This window comes from Acinetobacter sp. WU_MDCI_Abxe161 (assembly GCF_025514355.1).
Lineage (GTDB): Bacteria > Pseudomonadota > Gammaproteobacteria > Pseudomonadales > Moraxellaceae > Acinetobacter > Acinetobacter pittii_E.
Window position 1 is genome coordinate 191945 of the sequence record NZ_JAHPTU010000006.1, and the last position, 25469, is coordinate 217413.

Here is a 25469-nt window from a genome sequence, read left to right on the forward strand (position 1 = left end):
TAATATATTTCTAAATCACAATAATGTTATGTTATAACATAACTATTGATCAAGTTTTTATTCCAGTTTTATTTAAGCTAACACTCTTAGTATTTGAAAAAATTGCTTTTATAGTCACTGACAAATTGAGGTTCTATAGTGATGGTCAGGTCCCCATGCACGGAATCCTTGGCTATCAATATGAATTTGTCCCGAAGCGTAAACACCTAGGCCCATATTAAGAGTTTGGCCTTTAGTCGCCCAGAATTGACACAGTTTGGTTTTGGTTTGTTGAATATTAAACTGGTCTAAATCACTCGGCTGTTCTGGGCCAATTCTAAAATCAAGAGCTGCATTAAAGACATGTCGGGAAGCATCCGCACCACCTGCACAGCGGTTTAAAGATAAAGCACGGTAGACCGAAGTCACTTCAAAATCATTAATCACGCCATCGTCAACTAACGCTTTTAAAATGCTAAGTGTCGGAACAATATTGGACCAAATCTCGCGCGGTGGTACAGCATAGGGCTCGACTCCACATTTTTGCCAATCGCGAGCCGAGCGTAATAACTCATGATCTGGAACTAAATCGGCAAGACCCTTTTGCTTAAGAAATTGCTTGTAAGCTTGCACAGACTGCCTGTGATCGCCTGTAGCTAACCATGCAACATACGCCTCGGGTTGAGGCTTTATTCTGACCACTGGTTTTGTAGGTTGAGGTAAAGAGGTCTGGGTGTGCAGAGGAATTGTTGGCTTGGGAGTTTGAGTACTACACGCTGTGAGAGATAAAAAAAGTAAACCTAAATAACGCTTCATAAATATGCTCTATCTTCACCAAAAATGGGAAAATTGCTCAACATTAAATTAACGAAATGTTATATTATAACAATAATAAAATCCTTTAATTTCTGTTGCTAAATTTTAAAAATAAAAAAGGACGCCTCTCGAACGTCCTTTTTTTAAATACAACTCAATAATTTATTAAATATCTGCTTCTAAAGCGCGTATAGACTGCTCAGCTTTTAATTTCCGACGTTTAAATTGATAAGCCACCATCAAACACAAAATCCAGCCAGGAATCATCATGACCGCAACACGCATATCTGGTGTTAAAGACATTACGATCAAAATGCCAAGCATAAATAATATGCATAGATAGTTGCTAAACGGATACATAAAGCTTGGGAACTTGGTTGTTTGCCCTTGGCGCTGCATATATTTGCGGAATTTTAAGTGCGTCCATGAAATGACTACCCAGTTAATCACAATCGCTGCAACCACCAGCATCATCAATAAACCAAATGCTTTTTCAGGGAAAATATAGTTTAACAGTACACATAAAATAGTGACTGCCGCAGACAGGATCACTGCGTTGGTTGGAATACCGCGTTTATTAATACGTGCAAATACTTTTGGTGCATTTCCTTGTTGTGCAAGGCCTAATAACATACGGCTACTACAATAACTTGTGCCGTTATAAACTGAAACCGCTGCTGTCAAAATGACAAAGTTCAATAACGTTGCGATGCCTTGGCTATCTAAAGAAGCAAAAACCATCACAAACGGGCTTCCGCCTTGTGCCATTTGATTCCATGGGAATAGCGAGAATAAAACAAAAAGTGTCGCAATATAGAAAATCAAAATACGGTAAATAATTTGATTCACAGCTTTAGGTAAAGTTTTATCAGGGTCACGTGCTTCAGCCGCAGTAATACCGAACAGCTCAATACCACCAAAAGCAAAAATAATGACTGCCATTGCCATGACTAAGCCTTCAACACCAAACGGGAAGAAACCACCAAGTGCCCAGAGGTTCGAAATGCTTGCCTGTGGACCTGCTGTGCCTGTTGCAAGTAGATATGAACCAAAGCCAATCATTGCAAGGATCGCCAAGATTTTGACAATAGAAAACCAAAATTCCATTTCGCCAAAAAACTTAACGTGTAGCAGATTAATGCCATTAATTAAGACAAAGAAGGTTAAAGCAGATGCCCACGTCGGGATTTGCGGCCACCAATATTGAATGTAAAGACCAATTGCACTAAGTTCTGCCATGCAGACGAGGACATTGAGTACCCAATAGTTCCATCCTGACATGAACCCGGCAAATGGTCCCCAATATTTGTAGGCAAAATGACTAAAAGAACCACTCACTGGCTCTTCAACCACCATTTCACCAAGCTGGCGCATCATTAAAAAAGCAATAAATCCTGCAATGGCATAACCAAGGATGACCGATGGACCTGCTAATTTAATCGATTGTGATATACCAAGAAAAAGCCCTGTGCCAATCGCCCCACCCAATGCAATAAGCTGGATGTGCCGATTACTCAAACCATGTTTCAGGTTTCCTTGCTCTTGTGCTGACATATGATTATTCTCATCCGTGTCACGTAATTTTTTTCCAATAAATTACGTATATCATAAATTGATCAAACTTTCATAGAGATTGATGAAAAAATAATTGCGTGACTTTTCTCAAGAACGCGAATGAAAACAGAAAATACAAGAAATGACAATTATTATGAAATGTGTAATTAAATTATGTATTGCGTAATTTGATGAATTCAGTATTATAGAGATATGAAGCAATTGGTTGTGCTCGGTCTATATCAAACTCATAAGACCAAAGATGATCTAAACAAAGGTTAAAAGCTTATTGAGTAGCTCAGTCCTAGACCGAACTTTTATTTGTATAAGACCCGAGATAAAGACAAGGACGCGAAAATGGAACAAAAACTAAACTCTTTTATTGAAGTTTCACCTCAATCAGATTTCACTATTCATAATTTGCCTTACGGTATTTTTAGTAGAACAGCCGAAGGCGAGCGTCAGGTCGGTGTAGCTATCGGTGATTGGGTCATTGATCTCGCTGCTCTTGAAAAGCATGGTCTTTTAAAACTTTCAGATCAAGACACATACTTTAACCAGCCTACACTGAATAAATTTATTGAATCAGGCAAAGCCAACTGGTCTAAAGTTCGTAAAACATTACAGTCTCTTCTTTCAGTTGAAAATTTAACGCTTCAAGAAAATGAAGCATTGCGCCAAGAAGTTTTGGTTAAGCAAGATAGTGTTACTTTGCATTTACCACTTCAAGTCCCGGGTTATACCGATTTCTATTCTTCTAAAGAACATGCGACCAATGTGGGCTGTATGTTCCGTGATCCTAAAAATGCTTTACTGCCAAACTGGACCGAATTGCCTGTTGGTTATAACGGTCGTGCTAGCTCTGTTGTAGTCAGTGGCACTCAAGTCGTACGTCCATCTGGACAAATCAAACTTCCAAATGAAGAGCGCCCAGTTTTTTCAGCGACGCGTAAACTCGATTTTGAACTTGAAACAGCATTTGTTATTGGTAAACCAACGGAGCTTGGCCAGCCGATCTCAATTGAAAATGCGTGGGACCATATTTTTGGAATGGTTTTGCTGAACGACTGGTCAGCACGCGATATCCAGCAATGGGAATATGTTCCACTTGGACCCTTTAACGCAAAAACTTTTGCAAGTTCGATTTCTCCTTGGGTAGTAACACTTGAAGCACTTGAGCCATTTAAAGTTGAAGGCCCAAAACAAGACCCTAAACCTTTAGCGTATTTACAAGAAAATATCGCAAATAGTTACGACATTAATTTGAGTGTTGAAATTCAAAGCCCGAAATCAGCACAACCTGATGTGATCTGCAAAACCAATTTCAAATATATGTATTGGTCAATGGCTCAGCAGTTGACTCACCACACCATTGCAGGCTGTAACGTTCAGGTCGGTGACTTGATGGGCTCAGGTACAATTTCTGGTTCTACGCCAGATTCATATGGCAGCTTGCTTGAGCTGACTTGGAACACCACCAAGCCTTTAACACTCGCCAATGGTGAAACTCGTGGTTTCTTGCAAGACGGCGATACGCTCATTATGAAAGGCCACTGTGAGAAAAATGGTATTCGCATTGGCTTTGGCGAGGTTCGAAACACGGTTCTTCCTGCATTAAATTTCGAGTTTGCAGAAACTTCGGAGCCTAACTATGAAGCTGTATAGTTACTTTCGTAGCTCTGCAGCTTACAGAGTACGGATTGGCCTCAACATTAAAGGCTTAGCTTATGAGACTGTTCCAGTTCATCTGGTAAAAAATGAACAGCAAAGCGAAGACTATTTAAAGTTAAACCGCAGTGCTCTCGTGCCGACCTTAATTGACGGTGATTTAATCTTGTCTCAATCGTTAAGTATTTTGGAATATCTGGATGAGCAATATCCAGAGACCAAATTACTTCCAAATGATGTGCAAGAGAGAGCCAAAATTCGTGCCTTTGCCCAAGCAATCGCCTGTGATCTTCACCCATTAAACAACTTACGTGTACTGAAATATTTAAAAAATGACTTAAATGTTTCAGATGAGCAGAAAAACTATTGGTATCAGCACTGGATTATTGAAGGCTTTCAAAATCTCGAACAGCAACTTCAAGATTCAAATGGACAATTTTGCTTTGGACAGCAAGCAACTATTGCCGATTGCTGCCTAATTCCACAGGTCTACAACGCGAAACGCTTCAAGATTGATTTATCTGCGTTTCCAAAAATTGAATCGATTTATCACCATTGTTTGTCTATCCCAGCCTTCTATAACGCGGCGCCAGAACAACAACCAGATTGGGAATAGTAAAAAGGAGTTTTAATATGACATTTGCCATTAAAAAAATACATCACGTTGCATATCGTTGTAAGGATGCGAAAGAGACCGTTGAGTGGTATAAAAAAATGCTCAACATGGACTTTATTTTAGCTTTTGCCGAAGATCATGTACCTTCAACTAAAGCCTTTGACCCATATATGCATTTATTTTTAGATGCCGGCCAAGGTAACGTTTTGGCATTTTTTGAATTGCCAACTCAACCAGAAATGGGGCGCGACGAAAATACGCCTCAATGGGTACAACATATTGCTTTTGAAGTTGAAGACTTAAATGCACTGATGGCTGCCAAGCAACATTTAGAAGAAAATGGTGTGAAAGTTTTAGGCGTGACCAACCATGGTATTTTCCACTCAATTTACTTCTTTGATCCAAATGGCCACCGTTTAGAACTGACTTATAACGATGTGCATGCTGAAGAAAAAATTGCGAAAATTACTGAAGAGATGAAAGTTGAAATGCTAGAGGAATGGAGCAAAACTAAACGCGCTCCGCACCACACTCATTTCTTACATGAAGAAGAGTTAGGAACCTAATTTTAAAAGAGCGAACTAAAAAGTCGGCATTGATTAGAATTGTTTTTAACGAGCAGTTCTATATCAATGCCGATTTATATTATTTAATACTGCTAAATTTCTAGAAAATTGCGCTATAAATAAGAGCATAGTGATTTTAGAAAATTGTTGATTATTAAACATGTCAATTTCGCTAATAGAAAAAGGTGATTTCTATTTTTCACTAGGCTCAGGCATGATGTAAAACGCGCCAATTTCAATTTATGTTTTGATCGTCACTATTTAACAGCTGAAGTAAATTTATTAAGGGTATTTAAATGATTGAAGAAAAAGTATCTGGGGGGGTTCAATCACTTGAAGTCGGTTTATCTGTACTAAACGCCCTTTTGGAACACAATCAACCTATTATTCTCAAAGATCTATCGAGCAAGCTCGACATGCATCCTGCCAAAGTACATCGTTATCTGGTCAGCCTTATTCGTATGGAATATGCAAAACAGCTTGATGATGGGCAATATGCTTTAGGTGATCAGGCATGGCGCTTAGGTCTAAACTGTGTTCAGCATAGCGACACACTACAGCTGGTACAGCATTTAATTTACGACCTACAAAACAAAATTGGTTGCGGTATACAAATCAGTAAATGGTCACCGAAAGGTCCTGTCGTGGTTCAATCGATTGAATCGAACCACCCTATTTCGATTGTCACTAAAGTCGGCTCAATTATGCCTTTAGTCAATTCTGCTGCGGGACGTCTATTTGCTTCTTATCTTCCAGAGCATTTTGTTCGTCCTTTAATGGAAGCTGAATGGCAAAAGCATCAAGAACTTGGATTGCACATCGCACCACGAAACTGGCAAGAGTTTACAGAGCTCAAAGACACTATTCGCCAACAACAAATGTCGGCAGCGAAAGGTGATTTACTGACGGGGATTAATGCGGTGGGTTTACCTGTGTTTAACTCAAACCAGAGCATTGAGTTTTGTATTGTCGCATTGGATAGTGAAATGTTTTTACCAGTCGACCCTCACAGTAAAACGATTGAAATCTTGAAAAATGAAGTAAACCTCATCAATCAATATATTAAAAGCCGCTAATCAATAGCGATAAAAAAACCAAGAGATCAACTCTTGGTTTTTTTTCTCAGGAATAAAGCTCAGCTTATTTAGTTTCTAAAACACCACGGCGAATCTGGTCACGTTCAATCGACTCGAATAATGCCTTGAAGTTACCTTCACCAAAGCCATCATCATCTTTACGTTGAATAAATTCAAAGAAAACTGGACCAATCATGTTTTCAGAGAAAATTTGTAATAACAGCTTTTTCTGACCGTCTTTAGTATTCCCATCGAGTAAAATACCACGCTGTTTTAACTCTTCAGTTGGCTCACCATGCTCAGGTAAACGTTCTGGTAGCATTTCATAATACGTATTTGGCGGCGGAGTCATAAATTTCAGACCAAGGCCTTTTAACTTATCCCAAGTCGAGATTAAGTCATCACAAATAAATGCGATATGCTGAATACCTTCACCATTAAAGTCAGATAGGAACTCTGCAATTTGACCGTTTCCTTTGTCCGAATCTTCGTTTAGAGGAATACGAATCATACCGTCTGGCGCTGTTAATGCTTTAGATGTTAAACCTGTATATTCGCCTTTAATATCAAAGTAGCGAATTTCTTGGAAGTTGAAGATTTTCTCATAGAAGTTTGCCCAATACTCCATACGGCCTTTGTAGACGTTATGAGTTAAGTGGTCAATCTCGTTTAAGCCTGCCCCTACTGGACGTTTCTCAGCATCATCAAAGAAAACAAAGTCATTTTCATAAATATCACGGTCAACTAAAAAGATTGGCATGCCACCAATACCTTTAATTGCTGGAATATTGAGCTCCATTGGCCCAACTTTTGAATACATTGGTTCAGCACCAAGCTCTACTGCTTTTTGGAAAGCTTTTGCTGCATCACGTGTTTTGAAACCCATCGCACAAGCAGATGGACCATGTTCATTAAAGAAGAATGAAGCATAAGATTCTGGCTGATAATTCAGGATAATATTGATATTTCCTTGACGCCATAAGTACGCTTCTTTCGATTTATGCTTGGCTACTTTTGAAAAGCCGATCGTTTCAAAAACTGGATCTAATTCATTTTCTTTTGAAACAAACTCAATAAATGCAAAACCGCATAATTCTAATGGGTTCTCTAAAATATCCATCTAGTTTCCCTCTGGTGATTACCTGTTCCGTTTATCTCTATTGCTGATGAACTCAGCTCCTTTCTCTATAGAATACGTCGTCATTGAGTGAGTATTTGAACCGTCAAAATGCCTTAACCCAACGCATCCTATGAGAAAAAAACGAGTCGCTAAAACGAAGATATGATGGGCGTAAAGCCTTTGATGATTAATTTCCGTTCCATGTGGTGTTTATTTTCCATACACACTGTCCTTTGTTATCTAAAAGTACGATTGAGATTTTTCAATAAACCTTTAAAAATCGTCTTTTCCTAAAAATCATTTATAGATTTATGGAGACCAACATCCTTGTTGGATCTCCAATGGCCATTTACCTTGAATTAGATGCTACTAAAAACAATTAAATTATGCAATACATAACTTAATTATGAATTGCATAATTTTAGTAATCTTGAATTAAGCTATTTTAAAATTAATGGTCAGTTTTCAAATTTTGTTTATGATTCTTATAGTCAGCCACACCATCCATTTGATTTAGGAAAACTTATGATCTTAGTGAGCGCCTGTTTAATTGGTGAACCTGTTCGATATGATGGTAAATCTTGTCCAAATACCATACTTAAGCAGCTATTAATCAATAAAAAAGCCCAAGCATTATGCCCAGAGTTATTAGGGGGTTTTACTACACCTCGCTTACCTGCAGAGATTGTAGGAGGAACAGGGCAAGATGTGCTTGATGGCAAAGCAAAAATTACCGATTCATCTGGTTCAGATGTAACTGATCTATATTTAAAAGGTGCTTATCGCACACTAGAAGTCGCACAACAAATAAAAGCAAGTTGTGTGGTATTAAAAGAAAATAGTCCGTCTTGCGGCAGTCAAAAAATTTATAACGGTACTTTTCAAGGCGAAAAAATTGTGGGAACTGGAATCACCACGGCACTGTTGCGGCGCCATGGTTTTGAAGTGATTTCTGAAAATGAAATTGAAGATTGGTTAGTAGAGCACCCTCTTTAAAAGTTACTCAATTTTTTTAGCAAGATCATTTACATCTTTACGACTTGCCCAGTAAGTCGCAAGCGCAGGCCCAGAAATATTGTGCCAAAGACTGAAAATTGCGCTCGGTACGGCAGTAATTGGAGATGCTGCAAAATGTACTGCGGCAAGCGCAACGCCTAAGCCTGAGTTTTGCATTCCTACTTCTACGGCAATTGCCTTACTGTCCGCATAAGGTAATTTAAAGAAACGTGCCGCGGTAAAGCCTAATAAATATCCAAGGCCATTATGCAATATCACCACAGCCAAAATGAGCAAAACCGACTGTAAAATTGCCGCTTTACTGCCGCCAATAATGGCTGCCACAATCGCGACAATTGCAATGACTGACACTAAAGGCATCACTTGAATATAAGATTCGACTTGACGTTTAAGCCATGTTCTTAAAATCAGACCCACGACAATAGGAAGCAGGACCACCTGCAAAATCGAAATAAACATCGAAGCTGCATCAATCTTTAGCCATTGGCTCGCAAGCAGATAGAAAATAGCAGGTGTTAACACAGGCGCTAAAAGCGTAGACACCGATGTACAGGCCACCGATAAAGCCACATTGCCTTTAGCCATATAAGTAATTACGTTTGAAGCCGTTCCGCCCGGACAACATCCCACTAAAATGACACCGACAGCAATTTCAGGCGGTAAATTAAATAATTTACATAAGATAAATGCCAAACCCGGCATAACCACAAACTGTGCCACCACCCCAATCAACACAGCTTTAGGGCTTTGTAATACCCCTTTAAAGTCATCAACGGTCATGGTCATTCCCATGCCGAGCATAATAATCCCCAAAATCCATGGAATGTATGCTTTGAGCCAGACAAAAAATTCAGGCTGCCATAGCGCCAGAGCTGCAAAAACAATCACCCATAGGGCAAAAGTTTTTTGAATAAATTGAGTAAAACGCAGAAATGCAGCCATATTTTCTATCCCTAAAAATAAAATATGAAAGTTAAAATACTAGAGCAATATACTTAATACTTACTCAACAGATCAGTCGATTGAATACGTACAACACCTCGTTGCTGCATGGTTTGCCACGCGTGTTCTAATGAACCATTCAGATCAATACCTTTGCAAGCATCTTCAACCACTAAAGTTTTAAAACCTTGTTTAACTGCATCTAAAGCAGTCCATGCGACACAAAAATCTGTGGCAATTCCGACCACATAAACCGTATCAATGCTACGCTCTTTTAAATATCCCGTTAAACCCGTCATTGTGTTGTGGTCTGCTTCCATAAAGGCCGAGTAGCTATCAATATGCGCATGAAAGCCCTTTCGAATAATCAGTTGAGCAGTTGGAATATTTAAATCAGCATGGAACTCAGCATCTTTGGTGCCCTGCACACAATGCTTAGGCCAAAGCACCTGCGGTCCATAGTCGAGTTCAATCGTTTCAAATGGCTGTTTGCCCGAATGGTTTTGTGCAAAAGAAATATGATTATCTGGATGCCAATCTTGAGTCAGAACAATATTTTCAAAACAACCGGCCAATTGGTTAATGGTTGGAATAATTGTATCGGCATCGGCAACTGCTAAGTTTCCACCCGGTGTAAAACCATTTTGTACATCAACTACGATTAAAGCCGCATTTTGGGGTTGTTTATTCATATTCATGTCATCTTCAATCCCAATCGGGAAAATTGCATTCTATCTTGCCATAAAAAAAGCCTATATTAAGTAAGGCTCAGTCGAATCAGGCTGTATTGTTATATTTACTGGCCTCTCTCAGCTGACAATAATGAAAACATCCTATCTTTTCCTCAAGTTTACATCGCGATTATCCGTTAGGCGTATTGTTCTTATGCGTCTGATCAGTCATAATTTGCATAATTGTCATTCAACAATCTGTTATTGTTAGAACTGGACAATCAAAATACTGCAACCATCCCACATTTTGTTTTTCTTACCTCAGATTCGGATGGATAAATAGGATATTTTTAAAAATGACTCAGCAAGCACAGACCATTCAAGGCTCAATCGTCGCAATCGTCACACCAATGTTGAAAGACGGCGGTGTAGATTGGAAGGGTCTTGAGAAGCTGGTTGAGTGGCACATAGAACAAGGTACAAACAGTATTGTAGCCGTCGGTACAACCGGCGAAGCCTCAACATTGAGCATGGAAGAGCACACACAGGTTATTAAAGAAATTATTCGTGTAGCTAATAAACGTATTCCAATTATTGCCGGTACTGGTGCAAACTCAACCCGTGAAGCAATCGAATTAACTAAAGCTGCGAAAGATCTTGGCGCAGATGCAGCTTTACTTGTAACGCCGTACTATAACAAGCCAACTCAAGAAGGCCTATTCCAACACTATAAAGCGATTGCTGAAGCCGTAGAGCTCCCTCTTATTCTTTATAACGTACCTGGCCGTACTGGTGTAGATCTTGCAAACGACACAGCTGTACGTTTAGCAGAGATCCCTAATATTGTTGGTATTAAAGATGCGACAGGTGATGTACCTCGCGGTAAAGCTTTAATCGAGGCTTTAAACGGCAAAATGGCTGTGTACTCAGGTGATGACGAGACTGCTTGGGAACTCATGCTTCTTGGCGCTGACGGCAATATCTCGGTTACTGCCAATATTGCACCTAAAGCAATGAGTGAAGTATGTGCTGTTGCGATTGCTAAAGATGAACAACAAGCGAAGACGATTAACAATAAGATTGCAAATTTACACAATATTCTATTTTGCGAATCAAACCCAATTCCTGTGAAATGGGCACTACATGAGATGGGACTGATTGATACTGGTATTCGCTTACCACTCACTCCTCTCGCTGAGCAATATCGCGAACCTCTCCGCAATGCCCTAAAAGATGCGGGAATTATTTAATAAGAGCAATTTATGATGCAATTACGTCTTGGTTTAGTCCTTGCAGTTTCAGCCTTAAGTTTAGCTGGTTGTAGTCGCTTCGCAATTAATAATCATTCTTTAGATTATAAAAATGCCAAGGAACTTGCCCCGCTTGAGTACCCTGCCGATGCAACTGTACGACCAGCGACACCTTTGTATCCTGCACCAACTGTAGAGCAGCGCGCTATCGATAACGCACCGAAGTTTGAAAACAAGCGTGGTAACCGTTTTGAATTGCCACGCCCTGAACAAACACAAGGTAATGCTACAGCAGATGCGTCTGCTCAAACCACGACTGCCCTTGGACGCCCTCAACTTGTGACTGACGGTAATAAAAACCCGTTATTAAAAGTTGATGGAAATACGACCGAGATTTGGCAATACACCAAAGCAACTTTAAGTACTTTAAATTACAACATCATCGCTCAAGGCAGTAATCAGGCGACGATTAAAGTAAATGACAATACTTATGTGCTTAAACTTACTGGTGTGGGTTCTAGTCATACTCTTGCTCTATTTAATGTAGATAACACTTTTGCAAGTCCAGATGTGGCCGCTGAAGTGTTAAACCAGATTTACCAAAATTGGCCAGCCTAGTCGTTTACTAGGCATTTTTTTTAAAAAGGTTCCCTCATGTTAAAACAAACCTTGCTCTATACTGGTAAAGCAAAATCTGTATATGAAACAGACAATGCCGACCATCTGATTTTAGTCTTTCGTGATGATGCCTCTGCGTTCAACGGCGAAAAAATCGAACAACTAGATCGTAAAGGCAAGGTGAACAACCGTTTTAACGCCTTCATTATGGAAAAACTTGCTGCTGCGGGTATTGAAACGCATTTTGAAAAATTGCTTTCTCCAACTGAAGTGCTTGTTAAAAAACTTCAAATGATTCCAGTTGAATGTGTAATTCGTAACTACGCAGCTGGTTCTCTATGCCGTCGCTTAGGTGTAGAAGAAGGTAAAGAGTTAACTCCTCCTACATTTGAATTGTTCTATAAAGATGACGGTCTAGGCGACCCAATGGTTAACGAATCTCAAGCGATTGCTTTAGGTTGGGCGACTGCTGAACAGTTAGAACAAATGAAAGTTTTAACTTATAAAGTAAACGACGTATTAAAAGCATTGTTTGCTGAAGGCAACATGATTTTGGTGGACTTCAAGCTTGAATTCGGTGTTTTCCATGACCGTATCGTGCTTGGTGATGAGTTCTCTCCAGACGGCTGCCGTTTATGGGATAAAGACTCTAAGAAGAAACTCGACAAAGACCGTTTCCGTCAAGGTTTAGGCGGTGTTGTTGAAGCTTATGAAGAAGTTGCTGCTCGTTTAGGCGTAGATTTATCTGACATCTAATCAGTGACTTCATAAAAAACCGGGTTTCAGCCCGGTTTTTTTATATTTAATGCCCGAGAACCAAATAATATAGACAGATTTGTCTATTAAAATAAATTATCACTTGCACAAACTTAATTTAAAACACTAAAATCTAAAAAAACACAAAGTACTTCACAATAATTAAATTTAAAAACTAGGGCGAATTTATGGAAATAACTAAGTTTGAAAAGAAATTAATCAATCATCCAGTCCATTTTGGTGAAAATCCTCTAGTCTTATTAACCAACTTTAGCAGTTCTGCTTTAAAACAAGGCTGGACTCAAACAGAGGTTGAATCCGTTATTTCTAAAGCCTCTCAAGGCGACTATATGGCACTCATCCGCACTTTAAGAGCTTATACATTTCTTTAACCTTATTTTCGATGATCTGCTGCATTGCATATTCAATTTATAAAAAGACACATAAACGTGTTATGAATAGACTAGATTTATCCTGAGCACTGCCTTAACAATAAATAAAACTATAAATATAAGAAATTTATTCAGTGAGGAGTAAACCTGATGGATCACGAAATAGAGGAAAAAAAGGTCGAGAAAACCTTAAGCTGGCGTGAAAAAATAGCGGTTGAAGAACATGAGAAGCTGTCACCCCGTCTGGTCTATGAAATTATCCGTCGTGATGGTGCCGAGGAACTGGATCGCCCGACGGCTGCGCTGATCTTTTCAGGAATTGCCGCAGGTTTGGTCATCAGTTTTTCATTTGTATTTAAAGCGATTATTGCTTCTTATCTCCCGACTGATGCTATCTGGACCGATTTAATCACCAATATCGGTTATACCATTGGGTTCCTGATCGCAATTTTGGGTCACATGCAGCTCTTTACCGAGAATACCATCACCACAGTTGTACCTTTATTCAAGCCCTTTACCTTCGATAAATTACGAGCAGTAGGCCGCTTATGGGGGATTGTGATTCTATGCAATGTGATTGGAACAGGTTTAGCGAGTTTATTTTTCCTCACTACTCACCTGTTTACTCCCGGTATTGACCAAGCACTCGATGAGCTAGCCCATCATGTAGGTTCCTTTACTGCGACCCAGAATATGCTTAAAGGTATTATGTCAGGGCTGTTAATTGCAGCATTGGTCTGGATGCTGCCTTCAGTCAGCAATAAGTTCCTGCTCATCTTTTTCATGACTTATCTGATAGGACTAGGTGACTTTACCCATGTAGTAGTTGGCTCTACCGAAATGTCCTATCTCGTCTGGCAAGGAGAGGCTTCCATTAAGGAATATCTGTTTACTTTTCTAGTCCCAACCACCATTGGTAATATTATTGGTGGTACAGGCGTGTTCACGCTACTGATTTATGGTCAGGTAACTGAAGAGCTGGAACAGCATGATCATCGTTAGGTGTAGCTTGATAAAACGAATAGGTTATTACTGTTCTTGCTGCCATCTACGTTGTTGCAAGCGCTCACCTTCAACTTCACGCTTGTTTCTCGCAGACTCGTAGAGTTTGGTTCCCTTTAACTCAGGCGGCAAATAGTCTTGCAGCACAAAGTGCTCAGGATAATCGTGAGGATAGAGATAATTAATTCCATAACCCTGCTGTTTCATAAGCTTGGTTGGTGCATTTCTTAAGTGTAAAGGCACAGGTAAATTTGCAGTCTTATCAGCAAGTTCCAAGGCCTTATTAATCGCTAAATAGGTACTATTACTTTTTGCACTTGTCGCTAAATAAACCGCCGTTTGGCCCAGAATAATTCGAGCTTCAGGCATACCCACAGCTTGTACTGAACGAAAGCACTCACCAGCAAGTAATAATGCATTTGGGTTAGAATTTCCAATGTCTTCAGAAGCTGCGATGAGCATACGTCTTGCAATAAAAACCGGATCTTCCCCGCCTTTGAGCATACGCGCCATCCAATACAGGGTTGCATCTGGATCACTGCCCCGAATCGATTTAATGAAGGCAGAAACTAAATCGTAATGCTGTTCCCCAGATTTGTCATAACGTGCAATATTTTGCTGTGCTACTTTCACCACAACCGCATTAGTAATGGTATTTTCAATCTCTGGTTCAAATGTACTGGCAATCAGATCAAGTAAATTAAGCGCTTTACGGGCATCACCAGCAGCGAATTGAATGAGAGCATCGTATTCTTCAATATGAATATAGCGTTCTTTTAAAAATTTATCGGCTTGAAGTGCATTATTAATGAGAGTCTGGACCGCTTCACTGTCTAAACTGTTTAAGGTATAAACCTGACAGCGTGATAAAAGCGCACTATTCACCTCAAAAGACGGGTTTTCGGTGGTCGCTCCAACTAAGGTAATTTTACCTTTTTCAACTGCACCCAATAAAGCATCTTGCTGTGATTTATTAAAACGATGAATTTCATCAATAAAAACCACAGGTGTTAGTAAATCACCACTTTCTGCAATGACTTCACGTAATTCTTTTACACCCGTATTCAGCGCAGATAAGCTCACAAATGGGCGGTCTATCGCCTGAGCTAACAGCAAAGCAATTGTGGTTTTACCAACTCCCGGTGGCCCCCAAAAAATAATAGAAGGTAAATGACCCTGATCAATCATTTGACGCAGTGGTGCATTCTCACCTAATAAATGATCTTGCCCAATAATTTCAGACAAGTCTCTCGGGCGTAGGCGTTCGGGAAGTGGAATATGGGTGTCTGACATTTCAAATAGCTTTATCGTCTTTTATCTATAGTCTATTGTGTCTCACAGAAATCTACAATTTGAATCTATGAGACACGGCCTTTATTTACAGGCGGTTTTATCACCTTAAGATGCTTTCTTAGTCAGCTTAAGTAAGCGTGCCTTTGAACCATCTTCAATGACCCAAATCGAACCATCTTGTGCTTCATGCAAACCACGAATACGTTGCTTCATATCTAGTCTTTGCACTTCTTTCACAGGTTTATGCTGTAAATCCACAACAATAATCGCTTCGGAAGATAAGCCTCCAATTAAAGCCTTATTTTGCCATGCCGGAAATTGTTGTCCGCGATAAATGATCAAACTCGACGGAGAGATTACAGGAGTCCAGTCAATTTCAGGTGCTTTAAATTCTGGGCGAGTGTGATGATCTGGAATTGGCAGACCTGAATAATGATCTCCATTTGAAACGATTGGATAACCATAATTTTCACCTTTGGTAATAATATTAAGCTCATCACCACCTTTCGGGCCCATTTCAACCACCCATAGTTGCCCTTGAGGGTCAAATGTCATTCCTAACGGATTACGGTGTCCAAGCGACCATATTTCAGCAGTTACCCCGCCTTGCTGATAAAAAGGGTTACCTACAGATGCCGAGCCGTCATCATTTAAACGCAAGATTTTACCCAAGTTACTTTTCATGTTTTGGGCAGGGTCAAATTTTTGTCGTTCCCCTGAACTCACCCAAAGTTTTCCATCGGCCCCGAAAACCATGCGATGCCCATAATGGCCTTGACCTGAAACTTTGGGTACTTGCTGCCAAATCTGCTTCACATCTGTAAGTTTAGGTTGATTGGGGTTGGACAAATCTAATTTCGCTCGTGAGATGGCTGCACCATACCCACCTTGCCCTTTTGTTGCATAACTCAGATAAATCCAGTGGTTCTTCGCAAAGTTGGGATGTAAAACTACATCACCCAAACCACCTTGTCCGCCATAACTCACTGGAGGTACTCCTGAAACATCCAACATCTGTTTATTTTTAGGATTAAAAATTTTTAATTTACCTTGGCGCTCCGTCACTAATAAACGCTGATCTGGCAAACTTGTTATTGCCCAAGGTTCATCAAAATGTGCAACTGTTTCAACCTGATAAGATTGTTTGACTGAATTAGATTGTTCTGTTTTAGCAGAGGTGTTTTGTTCAAGATTTTTTGAATTGGTATTATTAGAACCACAAGCCATTAACAAAAAAAAGCTACTACATAATAACGGGGCTGCTAGTCGTCTCATCATTTTTATCTCCTTTTGTTTTTATTGTTATATAACGGAGATGAGCAAAAAATTTACGATAAAAGTGTTACTTTATTATACGCTGTAATTAAAAATGCTTATGCAGATCTGCTTAACGTACCCAACGTACAACGTAATCTTCAAGATCATCTTCATGGACATCAATTTCAGAAATACAACGTCCTGCAACCGACTTTTTCGCATTCATCACGCTTTGTCGAGAACCCGTATTTAAATAGTGCCAAGAAGGTAAATTTTTACCTTCATTCAAGCGTTTATAGGCACAGCTTGATGGCAACCAGTGAATTGTTTTTAAAGACTCTACCGTTAATTGCAAACAGTCAGGTACTTGTTGTTGACGATTAGAATAGTCCGAGCAACGACCGGTACTGCAATCAAGTAACTTACAAGCCACTTTGGTATAAGCCACCTCATGGGTATCTTCATCTTCTAGCTTTACCAGACAACATAAACCACACCCGTCACATAAAGCCTCCCACTCAATTTGAGTCAGTTGCTCAAGCGTGTAATTTTTCCAAAACAATGGACGAAGTGAGGTCTCGGTAGGCATAATTTTTTAGCAGCAGATGAGATAAAACAGTATCTAAGTATAGCATTGAAGTGATCTGTACGAAAAAAGAAGCTGTATTCCTAACATCACAAAATGATTGTTTAATATACATTTCAACCACATAAACGACACATTCGGTGCAAAAAACACCCTATATAGTTAAAGGACAATGAAAAATAAGTAGGAGGACAGCATATGTTCCGTTGGGCAATAATTTTTGCAGTGATTGCACTCATTGCCAGTCTATTAGGGTTTGGTGGTGTTGCAGGGTTATCTAAAGACTTTGCCGTGATTTTATTAGTTATAGCTGTAATTCTTGCTGTAATTGGGTTCATTTCGCGAGGCAGGACTTAATTTAATCATGACCATATATAAAAAAGAAGGAACCAGTTTCCTTCTTTTTTTATTGCAAAAATTTTCTAACTTTTTCTTTTGATGTAGATTCTTACATAGTTATTTATATTACTTTATTTTTTTGTGCTTTAATCAAGCGTGTTTAAATCTCTTTAAATTTCAGGATTAAGGTTATGAGTACAGCAATTAAAACCCGTGAAATTCAATATACTGCACCAGATGGCAGCCATTTAATTGGTTACTTTGCTGCTCCAGATAGTGAAACACCTGTTGCGGGTGTGATTGTTGCTCCTGAATGGTGGGGCCGTAACGAATATACCGAACAACGTGCGCGTGAGCTTGCTGAACATGGTTATGCTGCGCTTGCAATTGACATGTATGGTGATAAAAAAGTCACAACTACTGCAGCTCAAGCCTATGAATGGATGATGCAGACATTTGAAGAATTAGACACTGTCACTACTCGTGCAAATGCTGGACTTCAGACTCTTGCAGCCCAACCAGAAGTAAACGGTGAAAAACTTGCAGCTGTTGGCTTTTGTTATGGCGGGAAAGTGGTATTAGACCTTGCTCGCTCAGGTGCTCCCCTAAAAGCAGTTGCAACCTTCCATGGCACGCTAACACCTAAGGCACCTGCTCAAAAAGGCAACATTCAAGGTGAAATTTTAGTTCTTCATGGTGAATTAGACAGTATGGTCACCTTAGAAGATGTTGCTAATTTTGAAAAAGAGATGCAAGCTGCTGAGGTGAAACACGAGGTAGTGGTTTTAGAAGGTGCTAAACATGGCTTTAGTAACCCGCTTGCAGATGAAAGAGCTAAAGCGAACGGTGTAGACCTTGGCTACAATAGCGAAGCGGAAAAACAAGGCCTTGCTAAAATGTACGCTTTATTAGAACGTACTTTAAAATAAAAGAAGCGAATTTGGAGCAAATTGTTTATTTGCATTTGCTCCCTTAAATGTTTATGACTTTGCAATATTTTTACTGTATTTTTTAAACCATACTTCAATAACTATACTCCCGTTGAGCTAGAGCAAAGCCTAGTCTTATTTCCCGCACTCGGGGTTTAATGGAATAACATGAGAGGATACAACAATGACTGACAAGAAATGTCCGTATTGCGAATTTGATGAATATGACATCATTGATAAGAATGAATTTGCTGTAATTTTACCTGATTCTAATCCGTTGTCTAAAGGTCACTGTGTAGTAACACCACTACGCCATGTTCGTTCTTTTTTTGACATCACGTCTAAAGAGCATCAAGGCCTGCTTACACTTCTTGAAATTGCACGCCACGAAACGCAGCTTCGCCATCAACCAGACGGTTTCCATATTAGCTTCAATGATGGTGAAGTGTTCGGACAAAATTCAGATCATTTCCACATTCATGTCATTCCGTACTACAAAAACCAGCCGTTGAAACTTGATCAGCGTTGGGGTGTACAAAAGGATTAATCCTTTTTTATTATTGAAACAGAGATCACGCTTTTTAAGGTCATCTCTGTTTTAACTGGTACTTGTACTTCACCTGCTTTAAACAAAATCTCCCCACAAATTTCAGCTATAATTTAACTCTTACTTTTCTTCTTTAGCTGTTCATGCCCGACTTTTCTTTTTCTGATGCCCTCTTAAACTGGTTCGATCAACATGGTCGTCATGATTTGCCGTGGCAAGTCGCAGATGATCCATACAAAGTTTGGGTTTCTGAAATTATGTTGCAGCAGACTCAAGTTAAAACAGTTCTGCAATATTTCGACCGCTTTATGGAGCGCTTCCCGACTGTAGAAGCTTTAGGTCATGCAACTTGGGATGAAGTAGCACCTTATTGGGCAGGTCTGGGTTATTACGCTCGAGCTCGTAATTTGCACAAGGCCGCAGGTCTTGTAATGCAGCAGGGTAAGTTTCCTGAAACGCTAGAAGAATGGATTGCACTACCTGGCATCGGTCCCTCTACCGCAGGTGCGCTCATGTCTTTGGGTTTACGTCAGTACGGGGTCATTATGGATGGCAACGTGAAACGTGTCTTAGCCCGTTTCTTTGCTATTGAGGATGATTTAAGTAAACCCCAACATGAACGTGAAATGTGGAAACTAGCTGAAGCGCTTTGCCCAACCCAGCGTAACCATGATTACACTCAAGCAATTATGGACTTGGGTGCAACCATCTGTACGCCTAAAAAGCCTCTTTGTTTATATTGCCCAATGCAAGCTCACTGCCAAGCTTACCAACAAGGCCTAGAACAAGAACTCCCATTTAAAAAACCTAAAAAAACACCACCCGTTAGAACAGCAGATGTTCTTATCATTCAGTGTGAAGATGAATGGTTCTGGCAACAACGACAATCTCATGGTTTATGGGGTGGTTTATTCTGTTTACCCATTTTAGAAATTGAACACGAACGTCTTAGCTTAAGTCAGCAATTTAAATTGCAACCTCAACCGCAAACCTTTCAGATCAGTCATAGTTTCACTCATTTTACATGGTTACTTAATGCCCACACGTTCCACGTGGAACCTGATCAAAAAGAACATCTGGCAATTGAACTCGAAGGACAATGGCTTAGTCCAGAACAAGCTGTTGCCAAGGGCGTTCCAACAGCAATGAAAAAATTGATCTCGACAAGCCGTTCATGACATATTGAGTAAAATAATTTTGATATGGCAGTGACAGGGAGTATTTTGTGCGACGTTTTGTTTCTCATTTCTCACTTAGCTTTTTAATTATTCTCTTGGCTGCCTGTGCCAGTGCACCTAAAAAACCAGCCCCACTCTCACCCGATCAAGTCAGCAAGCTTAAAAGTATGCAACTTGCAAATCGACTTCCTGTGCCTGTAAAAGGTGTCGACCGAGATGAGTTAAAAGATACGTGGGGAGCTGCACGCAGTCAGGGCCGTAGTCATGAAGGAATTGATATTTTGGCTCCACGTGGAACCAAAGTGTACAGTGCAACCGAAGGGCTTGTTGCAGATCTGCGCAATAATAATCTCGGTGGTAAAGTCATCTGGATTTTAGGTCCAGCAGGAACATGGCATTATTATGCTCATCTTGATGGGCACAAACGTGGACTAAATGTCGGTGACTATGTCAAAAAAGGGGATCTGATCGGCTATGTCGGCAACACGGGCAATGCACGTTATACTTCACCTCATTTGCATTATGGTCTTTATCTAGATGGTAAAGGACGTGGTGCTATTAACCCTTATTCTTATTTACGCTAGGAACATTGTATGTCGGAAGCGCTGATCAATCGCTTAGTAGAGTTTGCCGAGTCAGGCAATCAGCAAAAGATCATTTTAAATGGCAATAGCTATCAAGGCTGGATCATGGAAATCAGCGACGATGCCCTGCTAATCAGTACTGGTTTTTCAGATAAATTGGGCAAAGACTTTTGGCTAAAGTTTGAAGACTTAACTCAAGCTGAACTGTATTATTGGGATACGCGCCCAAATGAATGGGTGTTATTTAAACTTTAAAATTCTAAGATAAATATAAGGAGCATCATCATGAAAACTCAACGCTGCGGATGGTGTTCCAATGATCCCCTCTATATTGCCTATCATGATGAAGAATGGGGTAAACCAGAACATGATGAAGCACGATTATTTGAGATGCTTTGTCTGGAAGGTCAGCAAGCAGGATTATCTTGGATTACCGTACTCAAAAAAAGAGAAAGTTACCGAGAGCACTTCTTTAATCACCCAATTGCAGATATTGCCTCATTCACAGATGACTTTTTAGAACTAAAATTATCCGATGCGGGTTTAATTCGCCACTTAGGCAAACTTAAAGCAATTCGTGATAATGCAATTGCTTGGCAAGCACTCAAAGCACAAGTCGGTGATGTCACTACATGGCTTTGGCAATTTGTAGATGCGGCCCCACAACAAAACGATGTTGTAGATTATCGTCAGGCACCAGCACAAACCGAACTCAGCGTAAAACTTTCCAAAACTCTTAAAAAGAATGGCTTCAAATTCGTTGGCCCAACCACCTGTTATGCTTTTATGCAAGCAGTAGGCATGGTCAATGATCATGAAAACAATTGTCAGTTTAAAGCTTCATAACCCACCATAACGGATCAAACCCGCTTAAGGAGTTTCCGATGAGCAATAATACAATTCAAGCTTATGCTGCTATGCAGGCAGGTGAAAAACTGGTTCCTTACCAATTTGATGCAGGTGAGTTACAACCGCATCAGGTTGAAGTAAAAGTTGAATACTGTGGTTTATGCCATTCTGATATTTCTGTTTTGAACAATGAGTGGCGTTCAACTGTGTACCCTGTGGTTGCAGGGCATGAAATTATTGGACGAATTGTTGCTTTAGGCTCAGAAGCCAAAGGTCTACAAATCGGGCAACGTGTCGGTATTGGCTGGACCGCTGAGAGCTGCCAAGCATGTGATGAATGTATTGGTGGTCAGCAAGTCCTTTGTACGGGTGAAAATGTAGCAACAATCGTGGGGCATGCTGGTGGTTTTGCCGATAAAGTACGTGCAGGTTGGCAGTGGATTATTCCCCTTCCCGATGATTTAGACCCAGAAAGTGCAGGGCCTTTACTTTGTGGTGGGATTACCGTTTTTGATCCACTACTCAAACACAAAATTCAGGCAACACACCATGTAGGTGTAATTGGCATTGGCGGTTTAGGTCATATGGCCATTAAGCTACTTAAAGCTTGGGGCTGTGAAATCACGGCATTCAGTTCTAATCCTGATAAAACGGAAGAGCTCAAAGCAATGGGCGCCGATCATGTGGTGAATAGCCGCGACACAGACGCGGTAAAAGCACAAAAAGGTAAATTTGATTTATTGCTGAGTACCGTGAATGTGACCTTAAATTGGCGCGCTTTCATTTCTACGCTAGCACCGAATGGTTCTTTGCACTTCTTGGGACTTACCCTTGAACCTGTTCCAGTTTCTGTCGGATCACTTATTGACGGTGCCAAGTCAGTGACAGGCTCACCTACCGGTTCACCTGCTGCACTGCGTCAACTTTTAAAGTTTGCTGCACGCAAAAAAATTGCCCCTCAAATTGAGCTGTTTGCAATGTCCGAGCTTAATGAAGCAATTGAACGTTTACACTCAGGTCAGGCACGTTATCGAATTGTGCTTAAAGCAGACTTTGCAGAATAAAACTAATTTACTGTTTTCATCTGTTGTCGCGACCATTCCGCCAAGTCACTAATTGCTTGGCGGACATCTGCTGTTAATTCATGACCCGCGTTTAACCGAATGAAATGCCGATAACGTTCATCTTCACCAAAAACATGACCGGGAACCACAGTAATTCCTTGGGCTTTTGCAGTGTAATACAACGCTAATGTATCAATGCCCTTAGGTAACTGTATCCAGAGTGCATAGCCCCCTTCTGGCTGACTCAATGCGATTGGAAGGCCGTCAAAGGCTCTTAAAATACAACTGCGATATTGCTCAACTTGCCGCATCAGATTTGGCCGTAGCTGCTCTAAATGCTCTCGATAACCACGGCTATAAATAAAATCTGCCAGACCTAATTGTAGCGGTGTATTTACCCCAATATTACTTGCCAGTAGCTCAAGTCTTAAATGCTGTAGCTTTGCACTTAAACAAAACCACCCTACCCGATACGCGCTCGACAGCGACTTAGAAACCGACCCACACCAAATGACATAGCCTTCACGGTCCCAATAGCGAATCGGTAGTGGGCGTTCATTACTGTAACCACATTCACCAAAAATATCGTCTTCAATAATAAAGCACTGATACTTTGCAGCTAATTCAGCAATCTTTTGTTTTTCTGAATTACTTAAACAATATCCTAAAGGGTTTTGATAATTGGCAGTCATGAGACAAACCTTAGCCAAACCCTGCTGCATCAATGATTCTAAACGTTCAAGATCAATACCTCGATGATGCGCTGGAATTTCAATAATCTGCCGTTTTAAACTGGCTAAAAGCTGTAGCTGCCCATTAAAAGTAGGCGTCGGGATCAAAATACTATCCCCTACTTCTGTTAGATGCTGAATGACTAACGACAAAGCAGGTATACAACCATTGGTAATGAAAATATCTTCTGCTGCAATGAAAATGCCATCTTCGCGCCAATGATCAGAAAGCGCTTTTCTTAATTGCTCATGTCCTTGTTTATTACAGTAGAGAAAGTCTTGTGGCTGACAATTTTTTAAAGCACGTTGAATAGAACGGCGTAAGCCTTCCACCGGAATAAAATGAGGCGTTAACTGAATCGAGCCTAATGGTACCAGATGGCTTTGTAAGGCGGCTTCTTGAATTTGGTTATGCAACTCCAGATTTGAGACTTGCCGAGGTAAAGACAAAAAATCGGGGCTATCAGGAATAGGACTAGATTGGGTTCTGGCAACCACAAAGTAACCCGATTTCGGCTTTACATAAATGAGCCCCCTCGCCTCGAGCAATTCATAACAACTTTTTGCCGTGCTTAAGCTAATAGTGTGCTGACGAGCGAAATCTCGTAACGAAATCAGCTTTTGATGAGGCTTGAGCTCATCTTGATAAATTCGATGTGCTAATTGATTGGCAAGAACCTGATATTGGAAAGTCATTCTGTGCTGCTTTTTTAAAAATTTCTGTATCTGTACTGGTTTATAGAACACCTTTACGCTATAGAAATCAACTCAAAGAGTAGCAAGATCATGAAATTAAAAGCTATATTGTCATTTACTATTGTTTTAGCAGGTTGCCAACCACAACCAAAAAATGAGCAGCACAGACATACCGTTTGCCAAAGTCTGATTGAGGGTTATTTAAAAATAACCAATCAACAAGACTACAAATTGGAGCAGCGCACTGATGATGAAGCCAGTACGATTTCTCATTATCAATATAAGCGTAATAGCTCAAATGAAGTTGTGATGGTGAACTCGGCCTATTCCAAATTATATTTTAGTTGCCGCCAACAGCAAAAAAGCTATTTTCTGGCCCAGCATTCATCAGAAGGACAAACCACTCCACTTCTAGAGGTTCATTTTCCAACTGATGGCTATGCTACTTTTAGAGAGCGTTTTTAAAACCATCTTTTAACTGTTCTGCCAAAAACTCAATGAATAAACGGATTCGTTTTGGTAGATGCTCTTGTTGATAATACACAGCATGGATGCTTTGATATTGATGCTCAATTTGGTCTTCGAATAATGCAATCAAGCGTCCTTCTTCAATATCTTTCCAAACTTCAAATTCAGATAGCCGTGCAATACCATGTCCTCTAATGGTGAGTTGACGTACCGTCTCTCCACTAGAAGCTTTAATTTTTGATTGTGCAAAAAAATATTCATCGCCGACTTTAATTGGCCAACTATTGATATATGAAGGTCTAGTAAAACCGATCAGATCATGTTGTTCGAGTTGTTCAGGTTGTGTCGGTGTTCCCTTAATCGCTAAATAGTCAGGACTTGCCACAATATATAAACGACTTTTACACACTAATTTGGCATGAAGACTTGAATCATTAAGTTCCCCAAATCGAAATGCGACATCGGTTTTATGCTGCAAGAGATCAATCACCTGATCATTACTATTGAGTTCAATTTCAATATCAGGATAACACTCGCGGAACTTATGCATTAATGGCGCAATGACATGTAAAACAAATGGTGTGGCAGAATCAACACGAATAAGACCGGCAGTACCTTGATCAGACTTTTGTAATTCTTCTTCGGCCGCATTTAACTCATTTAAAATTTTACGAGCCTTGACCAGAAACTGTTGCCCTTCTTGCGTGAGCTTTAATTTACGTGTCGTTCGCTCCAGCAAAGTCACATCAAGTTTTGCTTCCAAACGTGTTAAAGATCGGCTAACCCCTGAAGGTGTTTGTTTTAGATGTTCTGCTGCCGCTACAAATGAACCTGTATCAACAATTGTGATAAAGGCAACCAGTTCTTCAATTGTTGATTTCATGTCTTATTCCATTATTGACTAA

Annotated in this window: 29 protein-coding genes; 19 read left to right on the forward strand and 10 right to left on the reverse strand. The window is 40.1% G+C overall.

The window, feature by feature from the left end; all coding sequences use genetic code 11:
* Nucleotides 1-114: 114 nt before the first annotated feature.
* Nucleotides 115-795, reverse strand: coding sequence for a YcbK family protein (locus KTI78_RS09240; RefSeq protein ID WP_262445878.1), 681 nt, complete (start codon nucleotides 793-795; stop codon nucleotides 115-117).
* A gap of 165 nt (nucleotides 796-960) precedes the next feature.
* On the reverse strand, nucleotides 961-2349 hold the full coding sequence (locus KTI78_RS09245; RefSeq protein WP_057065560.1) for an amino acid permease: 1389 nt from the start codon (nucleotides 2347-2349) through the stop codon (nucleotides 961-963).
* Between the two features lie 357 nt (nucleotides 2350-2706).
* Here KTI78_RS09245 and fahA point away from each other — a divergent pair, with 357 nt between their 5' ends.
* The 4 genes from fahA (at nucleotide 2707) to KTI78_RS09265 (ending at nucleotide 6275) form a co-directional block, all read left to right on the forward strand.
* Nucleotides 2707-4014 carry a fumarylacetoacetase gene (gene fahA, locus KTI78_RS09250; RefSeq protein WP_262445879.1) on the forward strand — a complete coding sequence of 436 codons (1308 nt, stop codon included), beginning with the start codon at nucleotides 2707-2709 and terminating at the stop codon, nucleotides 4012-4014.
* Nucleotides 4001-4633, forward strand: a complete 633-nt coding sequence (maiA, locus tag KTI78_RS09255) for a maleylacetoacetate isomerase (protein WP_262445880.1) — start codon at nucleotides 4001-4003, stop codon at nucleotides 4631-4633. Before fahA ends, maiA begins: the two co-directional genes overlap by 14 nt.
* Nucleotides 4634-4650: 17 nt before the next feature.
* Entirely contained in the window at nucleotides 4651-5199 is a 549-nt protein-coding gene (locus KTI78_RS09260) for a VOC family protein (RefSeq protein WP_016142686.1), read from the forward strand.
* A gap of 296 nt (nucleotides 5200-5495) precedes the next feature.
* Entirely contained in the window at nucleotides 5496-6275 is a 780-nt protein-coding gene (locus KTI78_RS09265; protein WP_239976251.1) for an IclR family transcriptional regulator, read from the forward strand.
* A 64-nt stretch (nucleotides 6276-6339) separates the two neighbouring features.
* On the opposite strand, the gene hppD is transcribed toward KTI78_RS09265, so the two are convergent.
* A complete protein-coding gene (gene hppD, locus KTI78_RS09270) occupies nucleotides 6340-7395 on the reverse strand; it encodes a 4-hydroxyphenylpyruvate dioxygenase (RefSeq protein ID WP_262445881.1) in 1056 nt (351 codons plus the stop codon).
* A 525-nt stretch (nucleotides 7396-7920) separates the two neighbouring features.
* Between hppD and KTI78_RS09275 the strand changes: the two genes are divergently transcribed.
* Nucleotides 7921-8391 carry a DUF523 domain-containing protein gene (locus KTI78_RS09275; RefSeq protein WP_239976253.1) on the forward strand — a complete coding sequence of 157 codons (471 nt, stop codon included), beginning with the start codon at nucleotides 7921-7923 and terminating at the stop codon, nucleotides 8389-8391.
* Between the two features lie 3 nt (nucleotides 8392-8394).
* Here the strand turns inward: KTI78_RS09275 and KTI78_RS09280 are convergent, their stop codons facing one another.
* The gene (locus tag KTI78_RS09280; protein WP_262445882.1) at nucleotides 8395-9354 is read right to left on the reverse strand and encodes a bile acid:sodium symporter family protein; all 960 of its coding nucleotides are present in this window, start codon (nucleotides 9352-9354) and stop codon (nucleotides 8395-8397) included.
* 53 nt (nucleotides 9355-9407) lie between these two features.
* Nucleotides 9408-10052: a bifunctional nicotinamidase/pyrazinamidase gene (gene pncA / locus KTI78_RS09285; protein WP_262445883.1), complete on the reverse strand. Its 645-nt coding sequence runs from the start codon at nucleotides 10050-10052 to the stop codon at nucleotides 9408-9410.
* Nucleotides 10053-10381: 329 nt separating this feature from the next.
* Between pncA and dapA the strand changes: the two genes are divergently transcribed.
* From dapA to KTI78_RS09310, 5 genes are all read left to right on the forward strand, one after another.
* Nucleotides 10382-11275 (forward strand): 4-hydroxy-tetrahydrodipicolinate synthase, encoded by an 894-nt coding sequence (gene dapA / locus KTI78_RS09290; protein ID WP_016142680.1) that lies wholly within the window; start codon nucleotides 10382-10384, stop codon nucleotides 11273-11275.
* A gap of 15 nt (nucleotides 11276-11290) precedes the next feature.
* A complete protein-coding gene (locus KTI78_RS09295) occupies nucleotides 11291-11893 on the forward strand; it encodes a lipoprotein-34 precursor (NlpB) (protein ID WP_224992251.1) in 603 nt (200 codons plus the stop codon).
* Nucleotides 11894-11929: 36 nt separating this feature from the next.
* The gene (purC, locus tag KTI78_RS09300; protein ID WP_002119240.1) at nucleotides 11930-12649 is read left to right on the forward strand and encodes a phosphoribosylaminoimidazolesuccinocarboxamide synthase; all 720 of its coding nucleotides are present in this window, start codon (nucleotides 11930-11932) and stop codon (nucleotides 12647-12649) included.
* A gap of 188 nt (nucleotides 12650-12837) precedes the next feature.
* Entirely contained in the window at nucleotides 12838-13041 is a 204-nt protein-coding gene (locus KTI78_RS09305; protein WP_016142677.1) for a hypothetical protein, read from the forward strand.
* Nucleotides 13042-13191: 150 nt separating this feature from the next.
* Complete coding sequence (locus KTI78_RS09310) at nucleotides 13192-14043, forward strand: formate/nitrite transporter family protein (protein WP_262445884.1); 852 nt, start codon at nucleotides 13192-13194, stop codon at nucleotides 14041-14043.
* A 27-nt stretch (nucleotides 14044-14070) separates the two neighbouring features.
* Here KTI78_RS09310 and KTI78_RS09315 read toward each other — a convergent pair whose 3' ends face one another.
* The 3 genes from KTI78_RS09315 to KTI78_RS09325 form a co-directional block, all read right to left on the reverse strand.
* Nucleotides 14071-15336 (reverse strand): replication-associated recombination protein A, encoded by a 1266-nt coding sequence (locus KTI78_RS09315; RefSeq protein ID WP_262445885.1) that lies wholly within the window; start codon nucleotides 15334-15336, stop codon nucleotides 14071-14073.
* Between the two features lie 105 nt (nucleotides 15337-15441).
* The gene (locus KTI78_RS09320) at nucleotides 15442-16611 is read right to left on the reverse strand and encodes a PQQ-dependent sugar dehydrogenase (protein WP_262445918.1); all 1170 of its coding nucleotides are present in this window, start codon (nucleotides 16609-16611) and stop codon (nucleotides 15442-15444) included.
* A gap of 112 nt (nucleotides 16612-16723) precedes the next feature.
* Nucleotides 16724-17182, reverse strand: a complete 459-nt coding sequence (locus KTI78_RS09325) for a YcgN family cysteine cluster protein (protein ID WP_262445886.1) — start codon at nucleotides 17180-17182, stop codon at nucleotides 16724-16726.
* Nucleotides 17183-17377: 195 nt separating this feature from the next.
* Between KTI78_RS09325 and KTI78_RS09330 the strand changes: the two genes are divergently transcribed.
* The 8 genes from KTI78_RS09330 to KTI78_RS09365 all read left to right on the forward strand — a co-directional run bounded on the left by KTI78_RS09330 (nucleotide 17378) and on the right by KTI78_RS09365 (nucleotide 22669).
* Nucleotides 17378-17536, forward strand: a complete 159-nt coding sequence (locus tag KTI78_RS09330; protein WP_000490267.1) for a DUF1328 domain-containing protein — start codon at nucleotides 17378-17380, stop codon at nucleotides 17534-17536.
* Nucleotides 17537-17709: 173 nt separating this feature from the next.
* On the forward strand, nucleotides 17710-18447 hold the full coding sequence (locus KTI78_RS09335; protein WP_080028042.1) for a dienelactone hydrolase family protein: 738 nt from the start codon (nucleotides 17710-17712) through the stop codon (nucleotides 18445-18447).
* A gap of 184 nt (nucleotides 18448-18631) precedes the next feature.
* Nucleotides 18632-18994, forward strand: a complete 363-nt coding sequence (locus tag KTI78_RS09340) for an HIT family protein (protein ID WP_005037836.1) — start codon at nucleotides 18632-18634, stop codon at nucleotides 18992-18994.
* Between the two features lie 143 nt (nucleotides 18995-19137).
* Complete coding sequence (gene mutY / locus KTI78_RS09345; RefSeq protein ID WP_262445888.1) at nucleotides 19138-20172, forward strand: A/G-specific adenine glycosylase; 1035 nt, start codon at nucleotides 19138-19140, stop codon at nucleotides 20170-20172.
* 47 nt (nucleotides 20173-20219) lie between these two features.
* A complete protein-coding gene (locus tag KTI78_RS09350; protein WP_262445889.1) occupies nucleotides 20220-20756 on the forward strand; it encodes a M23 family metallopeptidase in 537 nt (178 codons plus the stop codon).
* A 9-nt stretch (nucleotides 20757-20765) separates the two neighbouring features.
* A complete protein-coding gene (locus tag KTI78_RS09355) occupies nucleotides 20766-21011 on the forward strand; it encodes a hypothetical protein (protein WP_262445890.1) in 246 nt (81 codons plus the stop codon).
* A gap of 30 nt (nucleotides 21012-21041) precedes the next feature.
* Nucleotides 21042-21602 carry a DNA-3-methyladenine glycosylase I gene (locus tag KTI78_RS09360; protein ID WP_045434035.1) on the forward strand — a complete coding sequence of 187 codons (561 nt, stop codon included), beginning with the start codon at nucleotides 21042-21044 and terminating at the stop codon, nucleotides 21600-21602.
* Nucleotides 21603-21640: 38 nt separating this feature from the next.
* A complete protein-coding gene (locus KTI78_RS09365; RefSeq protein ID WP_262445891.1) occupies nucleotides 21641-22669 on the forward strand; it encodes an NAD(P)-dependent alcohol dehydrogenase in 1029 nt (342 codons plus the stop codon).
* Nucleotides 22670-22671: 2 nt separating this feature from the next.
* Here KTI78_RS09365 and KTI78_RS09370 read toward each other — a convergent pair whose 3' ends face one another.
* Nucleotides 22672-24096 carry a PLP-dependent aminotransferase family protein gene (locus KTI78_RS09370; protein WP_262445892.1) on the reverse strand — a complete coding sequence of 475 codons (1425 nt, stop codon included), beginning with the start codon at nucleotides 24094-24096 and terminating at the stop codon, nucleotides 22672-22674.
* A gap of 90 nt (nucleotides 24097-24186) precedes the next feature.
* Between KTI78_RS09370 and KTI78_RS09380 the strand changes: the two genes are divergently transcribed.
* Nucleotides 24187-24561 carry a hypothetical protein gene (locus KTI78_RS09380; RefSeq protein WP_262445893.1) on the forward strand — a complete coding sequence of 125 codons (375 nt, stop codon included), beginning with the start codon at nucleotides 24187-24189 and terminating at the stop codon, nucleotides 24559-24561.
* Here the strand turns inward: KTI78_RS09380 and KTI78_RS09385 are convergent.
* Complete coding sequence (locus KTI78_RS09385; protein WP_262445895.1) at nucleotides 24545-25447, reverse strand: LysR family transcriptional regulator; 903 nt, start codon at nucleotides 25445-25447, stop codon at nucleotides 24545-24547. The genes KTI78_RS09380 and KTI78_RS09385 overlap by 17 nt on opposite strands.
* Nucleotides 25448-25469: the final 22 nt, after the last annotated feature.

What these genes read in the sequence shown, in the direction of transcription:
- purC (WP_002119240.1), top strand. Translation starts at nt 11,930, where the DNA reads ATGTTAAAACAAACCTTGCTCTATACTGGTAAAGCAAAATCTGTATAT.
- KTI78_RS09355 (WP_262445890.1), top strand. Translation starts at nt 20,766, where the DNA reads ATGTCGGAAGCGCTGATCAATCGCTTAGTAGAGTTTGCCGAGTCAGGC.
- KTI78_RS09360 (WP_045434035.1), top strand. Translation starts at nt 21,042, where the DNA reads ATGAAAACTCAACGCTGCGGATGGTGTTCCAATGATCCCCTCTATATT.
- KTI78_RS09315 (WP_262445885.1), bottom strand. Translation starts at nt 15,336, where the DNA reads ATGTCAGACACCCATATTCCACTTCCCGAACGCCTACGCCCGAGAGAC.
- mutY (WP_262445888.1), top strand. Translation starts at nt 19,138, where the DNA reads ATGCCCGACTTTTCTTTTTCTGATGCCCTCTTAAACTGGTTCGATCAA.
- KTI78_RS09320 (WP_262445918.1), bottom strand. Translation starts at nt 16,611, where the DNA reads ATGAGACGACTAGCAGCCCCGTTATTATGTAGTAGCTTTTTTTTGTTA.
- KTI78_RS09310 (WP_262445884.1), top strand. Translation starts at nt 13,192, where the DNA reads ATGGATCACGAAATAGAGGAAAAAAAGGTCGAGAAAACCTTAAGCTGG.
- KTI78_RS09265 (WP_239976251.1), top strand. Translation starts at nt 5,496, where the DNA reads ATGATTGAAGAAAAAGTATCTGGGGGGGTTCAATCACTTGAAGTCGGT.
- KTI78_RS09340 (WP_005037836.1), top strand. Translation starts at nt 18,632, where the DNA reads ATGACTGACAAGAAATGTCCGTATTGCGAATTTGATGAATATGACATC.
- KTI78_RS09365 (WP_262445891.1), top strand. Translation starts at nt 21,641, where the DNA reads ATGAGCAATAATACAATTCAAGCTTATGCTGCTATGCAGGCAGGTGAA.
- dapA (WP_016142680.1), top strand. Translation starts at nt 10,382, where the DNA reads ATGACTCAGCAAGCACAGACCATTCAAGGCTCAATCGTCGCAATCGTC.
- KTI78_RS09260 (WP_016142686.1), top strand. Translation starts at nt 4,651, where the DNA reads ATGACATTTGCCATTAAAAAAATACATCACGTTGCATATCGTTGTAAG.
- KTI78_RS09245 (WP_057065560.1), bottom strand. Translation starts at nt 2,349, where the DNA reads ATGTCAGCACAAGAGCAAGGAAACCTGAAACATGGTTTGAGTAATCGG.
- pncA (WP_262445883.1), bottom strand. Translation starts at nt 10,052, where the DNA reads ATGAATATGAATAAACAACCCCAAAATGCGGCTTTAATCGTAGTTGAT.
- KTI78_RS09295 (WP_224992251.1), top strand. Translation starts at nt 11,291, where the DNA reads ATGCAATTACGTCTTGGTTTAGTCCTTGCAGTTTCAGCCTTAAGTTTA.
- KTI78_RS09305 (WP_016142677.1), top strand. Translation starts at nt 12,838, where the DNA reads ATGGAAATAACTAAGTTTGAAAAGAAATTAATCAATCATCCAGTCCAT.
- KTI78_RS09325 (WP_262445886.1), bottom strand. Translation starts at nt 17,182, where the DNA reads ATGCCTACCGAGACCTCACTTCGTCCATTGTTTTGGAAAAATTACACG.
- KTI78_RS09240 (WP_262445878.1), bottom strand. Translation starts at nt 795, where the DNA reads ATGAAGCGTTATTTAGGTTTACTTTTTTTATCTCTCACAGCGTGTAGT.
- KTI78_RS09280 (WP_262445882.1), bottom strand. Translation starts at nt 9,354, where the DNA reads ATGGCTGCATTTCTGCGTTTTACTCAATTTATTCAAAAAACTTTTGCC.
- KTI78_RS09275 (WP_239976253.1), top strand. Translation starts at nt 7,921, where the DNA reads ATGATCTTAGTGAGCGCCTGTTTAATTGGTGAACCTGTTCGATATGAT.
- KTI78_RS09380 (WP_262445893.1), top strand. Translation starts at nt 24,187, where the DNA reads ATGAAATTAAAAGCTATATTGTCATTTACTATTGTTTTAGCAGGTTGC.
- maiA (WP_262445880.1), top strand. Translation starts at nt 4,001, where the DNA reads ATGAAGCTGTATAGTTACTTTCGTAGCTCTGCAGCTTACAGAGTACGG.
- hppD (WP_262445881.1), bottom strand. Translation starts at nt 7,395, where the DNA reads ATGGATATTTTAGAGAACCCATTAGAATTATGCGGTTTTGCATTTATT.
- KTI78_RS09335 (WP_080028042.1), top strand. Translation starts at nt 17,710, where the DNA reads ATGAGTACAGCAATTAAAACCCGTGAAATTCAATATACTGCACCAGAT.
- fahA (WP_262445879.1), top strand. Translation starts at nt 2,707, where the DNA reads ATGGAACAAAAACTAAACTCTTTTATTGAAGTTTCACCTCAATCAGAT.
- KTI78_RS09370 (WP_262445892.1), bottom strand. Translation starts at nt 24,096, where the DNA reads ATGACTTTCCAATATCAGGTTCTTGCCAATCAATTAGCACATCGAATT.
- KTI78_RS09330 (WP_000490267.1), top strand. Translation starts at nt 17,378, where the DNA reads ATGTTCCGTTGGGCAATAATTTTTGCAGTGATTGCACTCATTGCCAGT.
- KTI78_RS09385 (WP_262445895.1), bottom strand. Translation starts at nt 25,447, where the DNA reads ATGAAATCAACAATTGAAGAACTGGTTGCCTTTATCACAATTGTTGAT.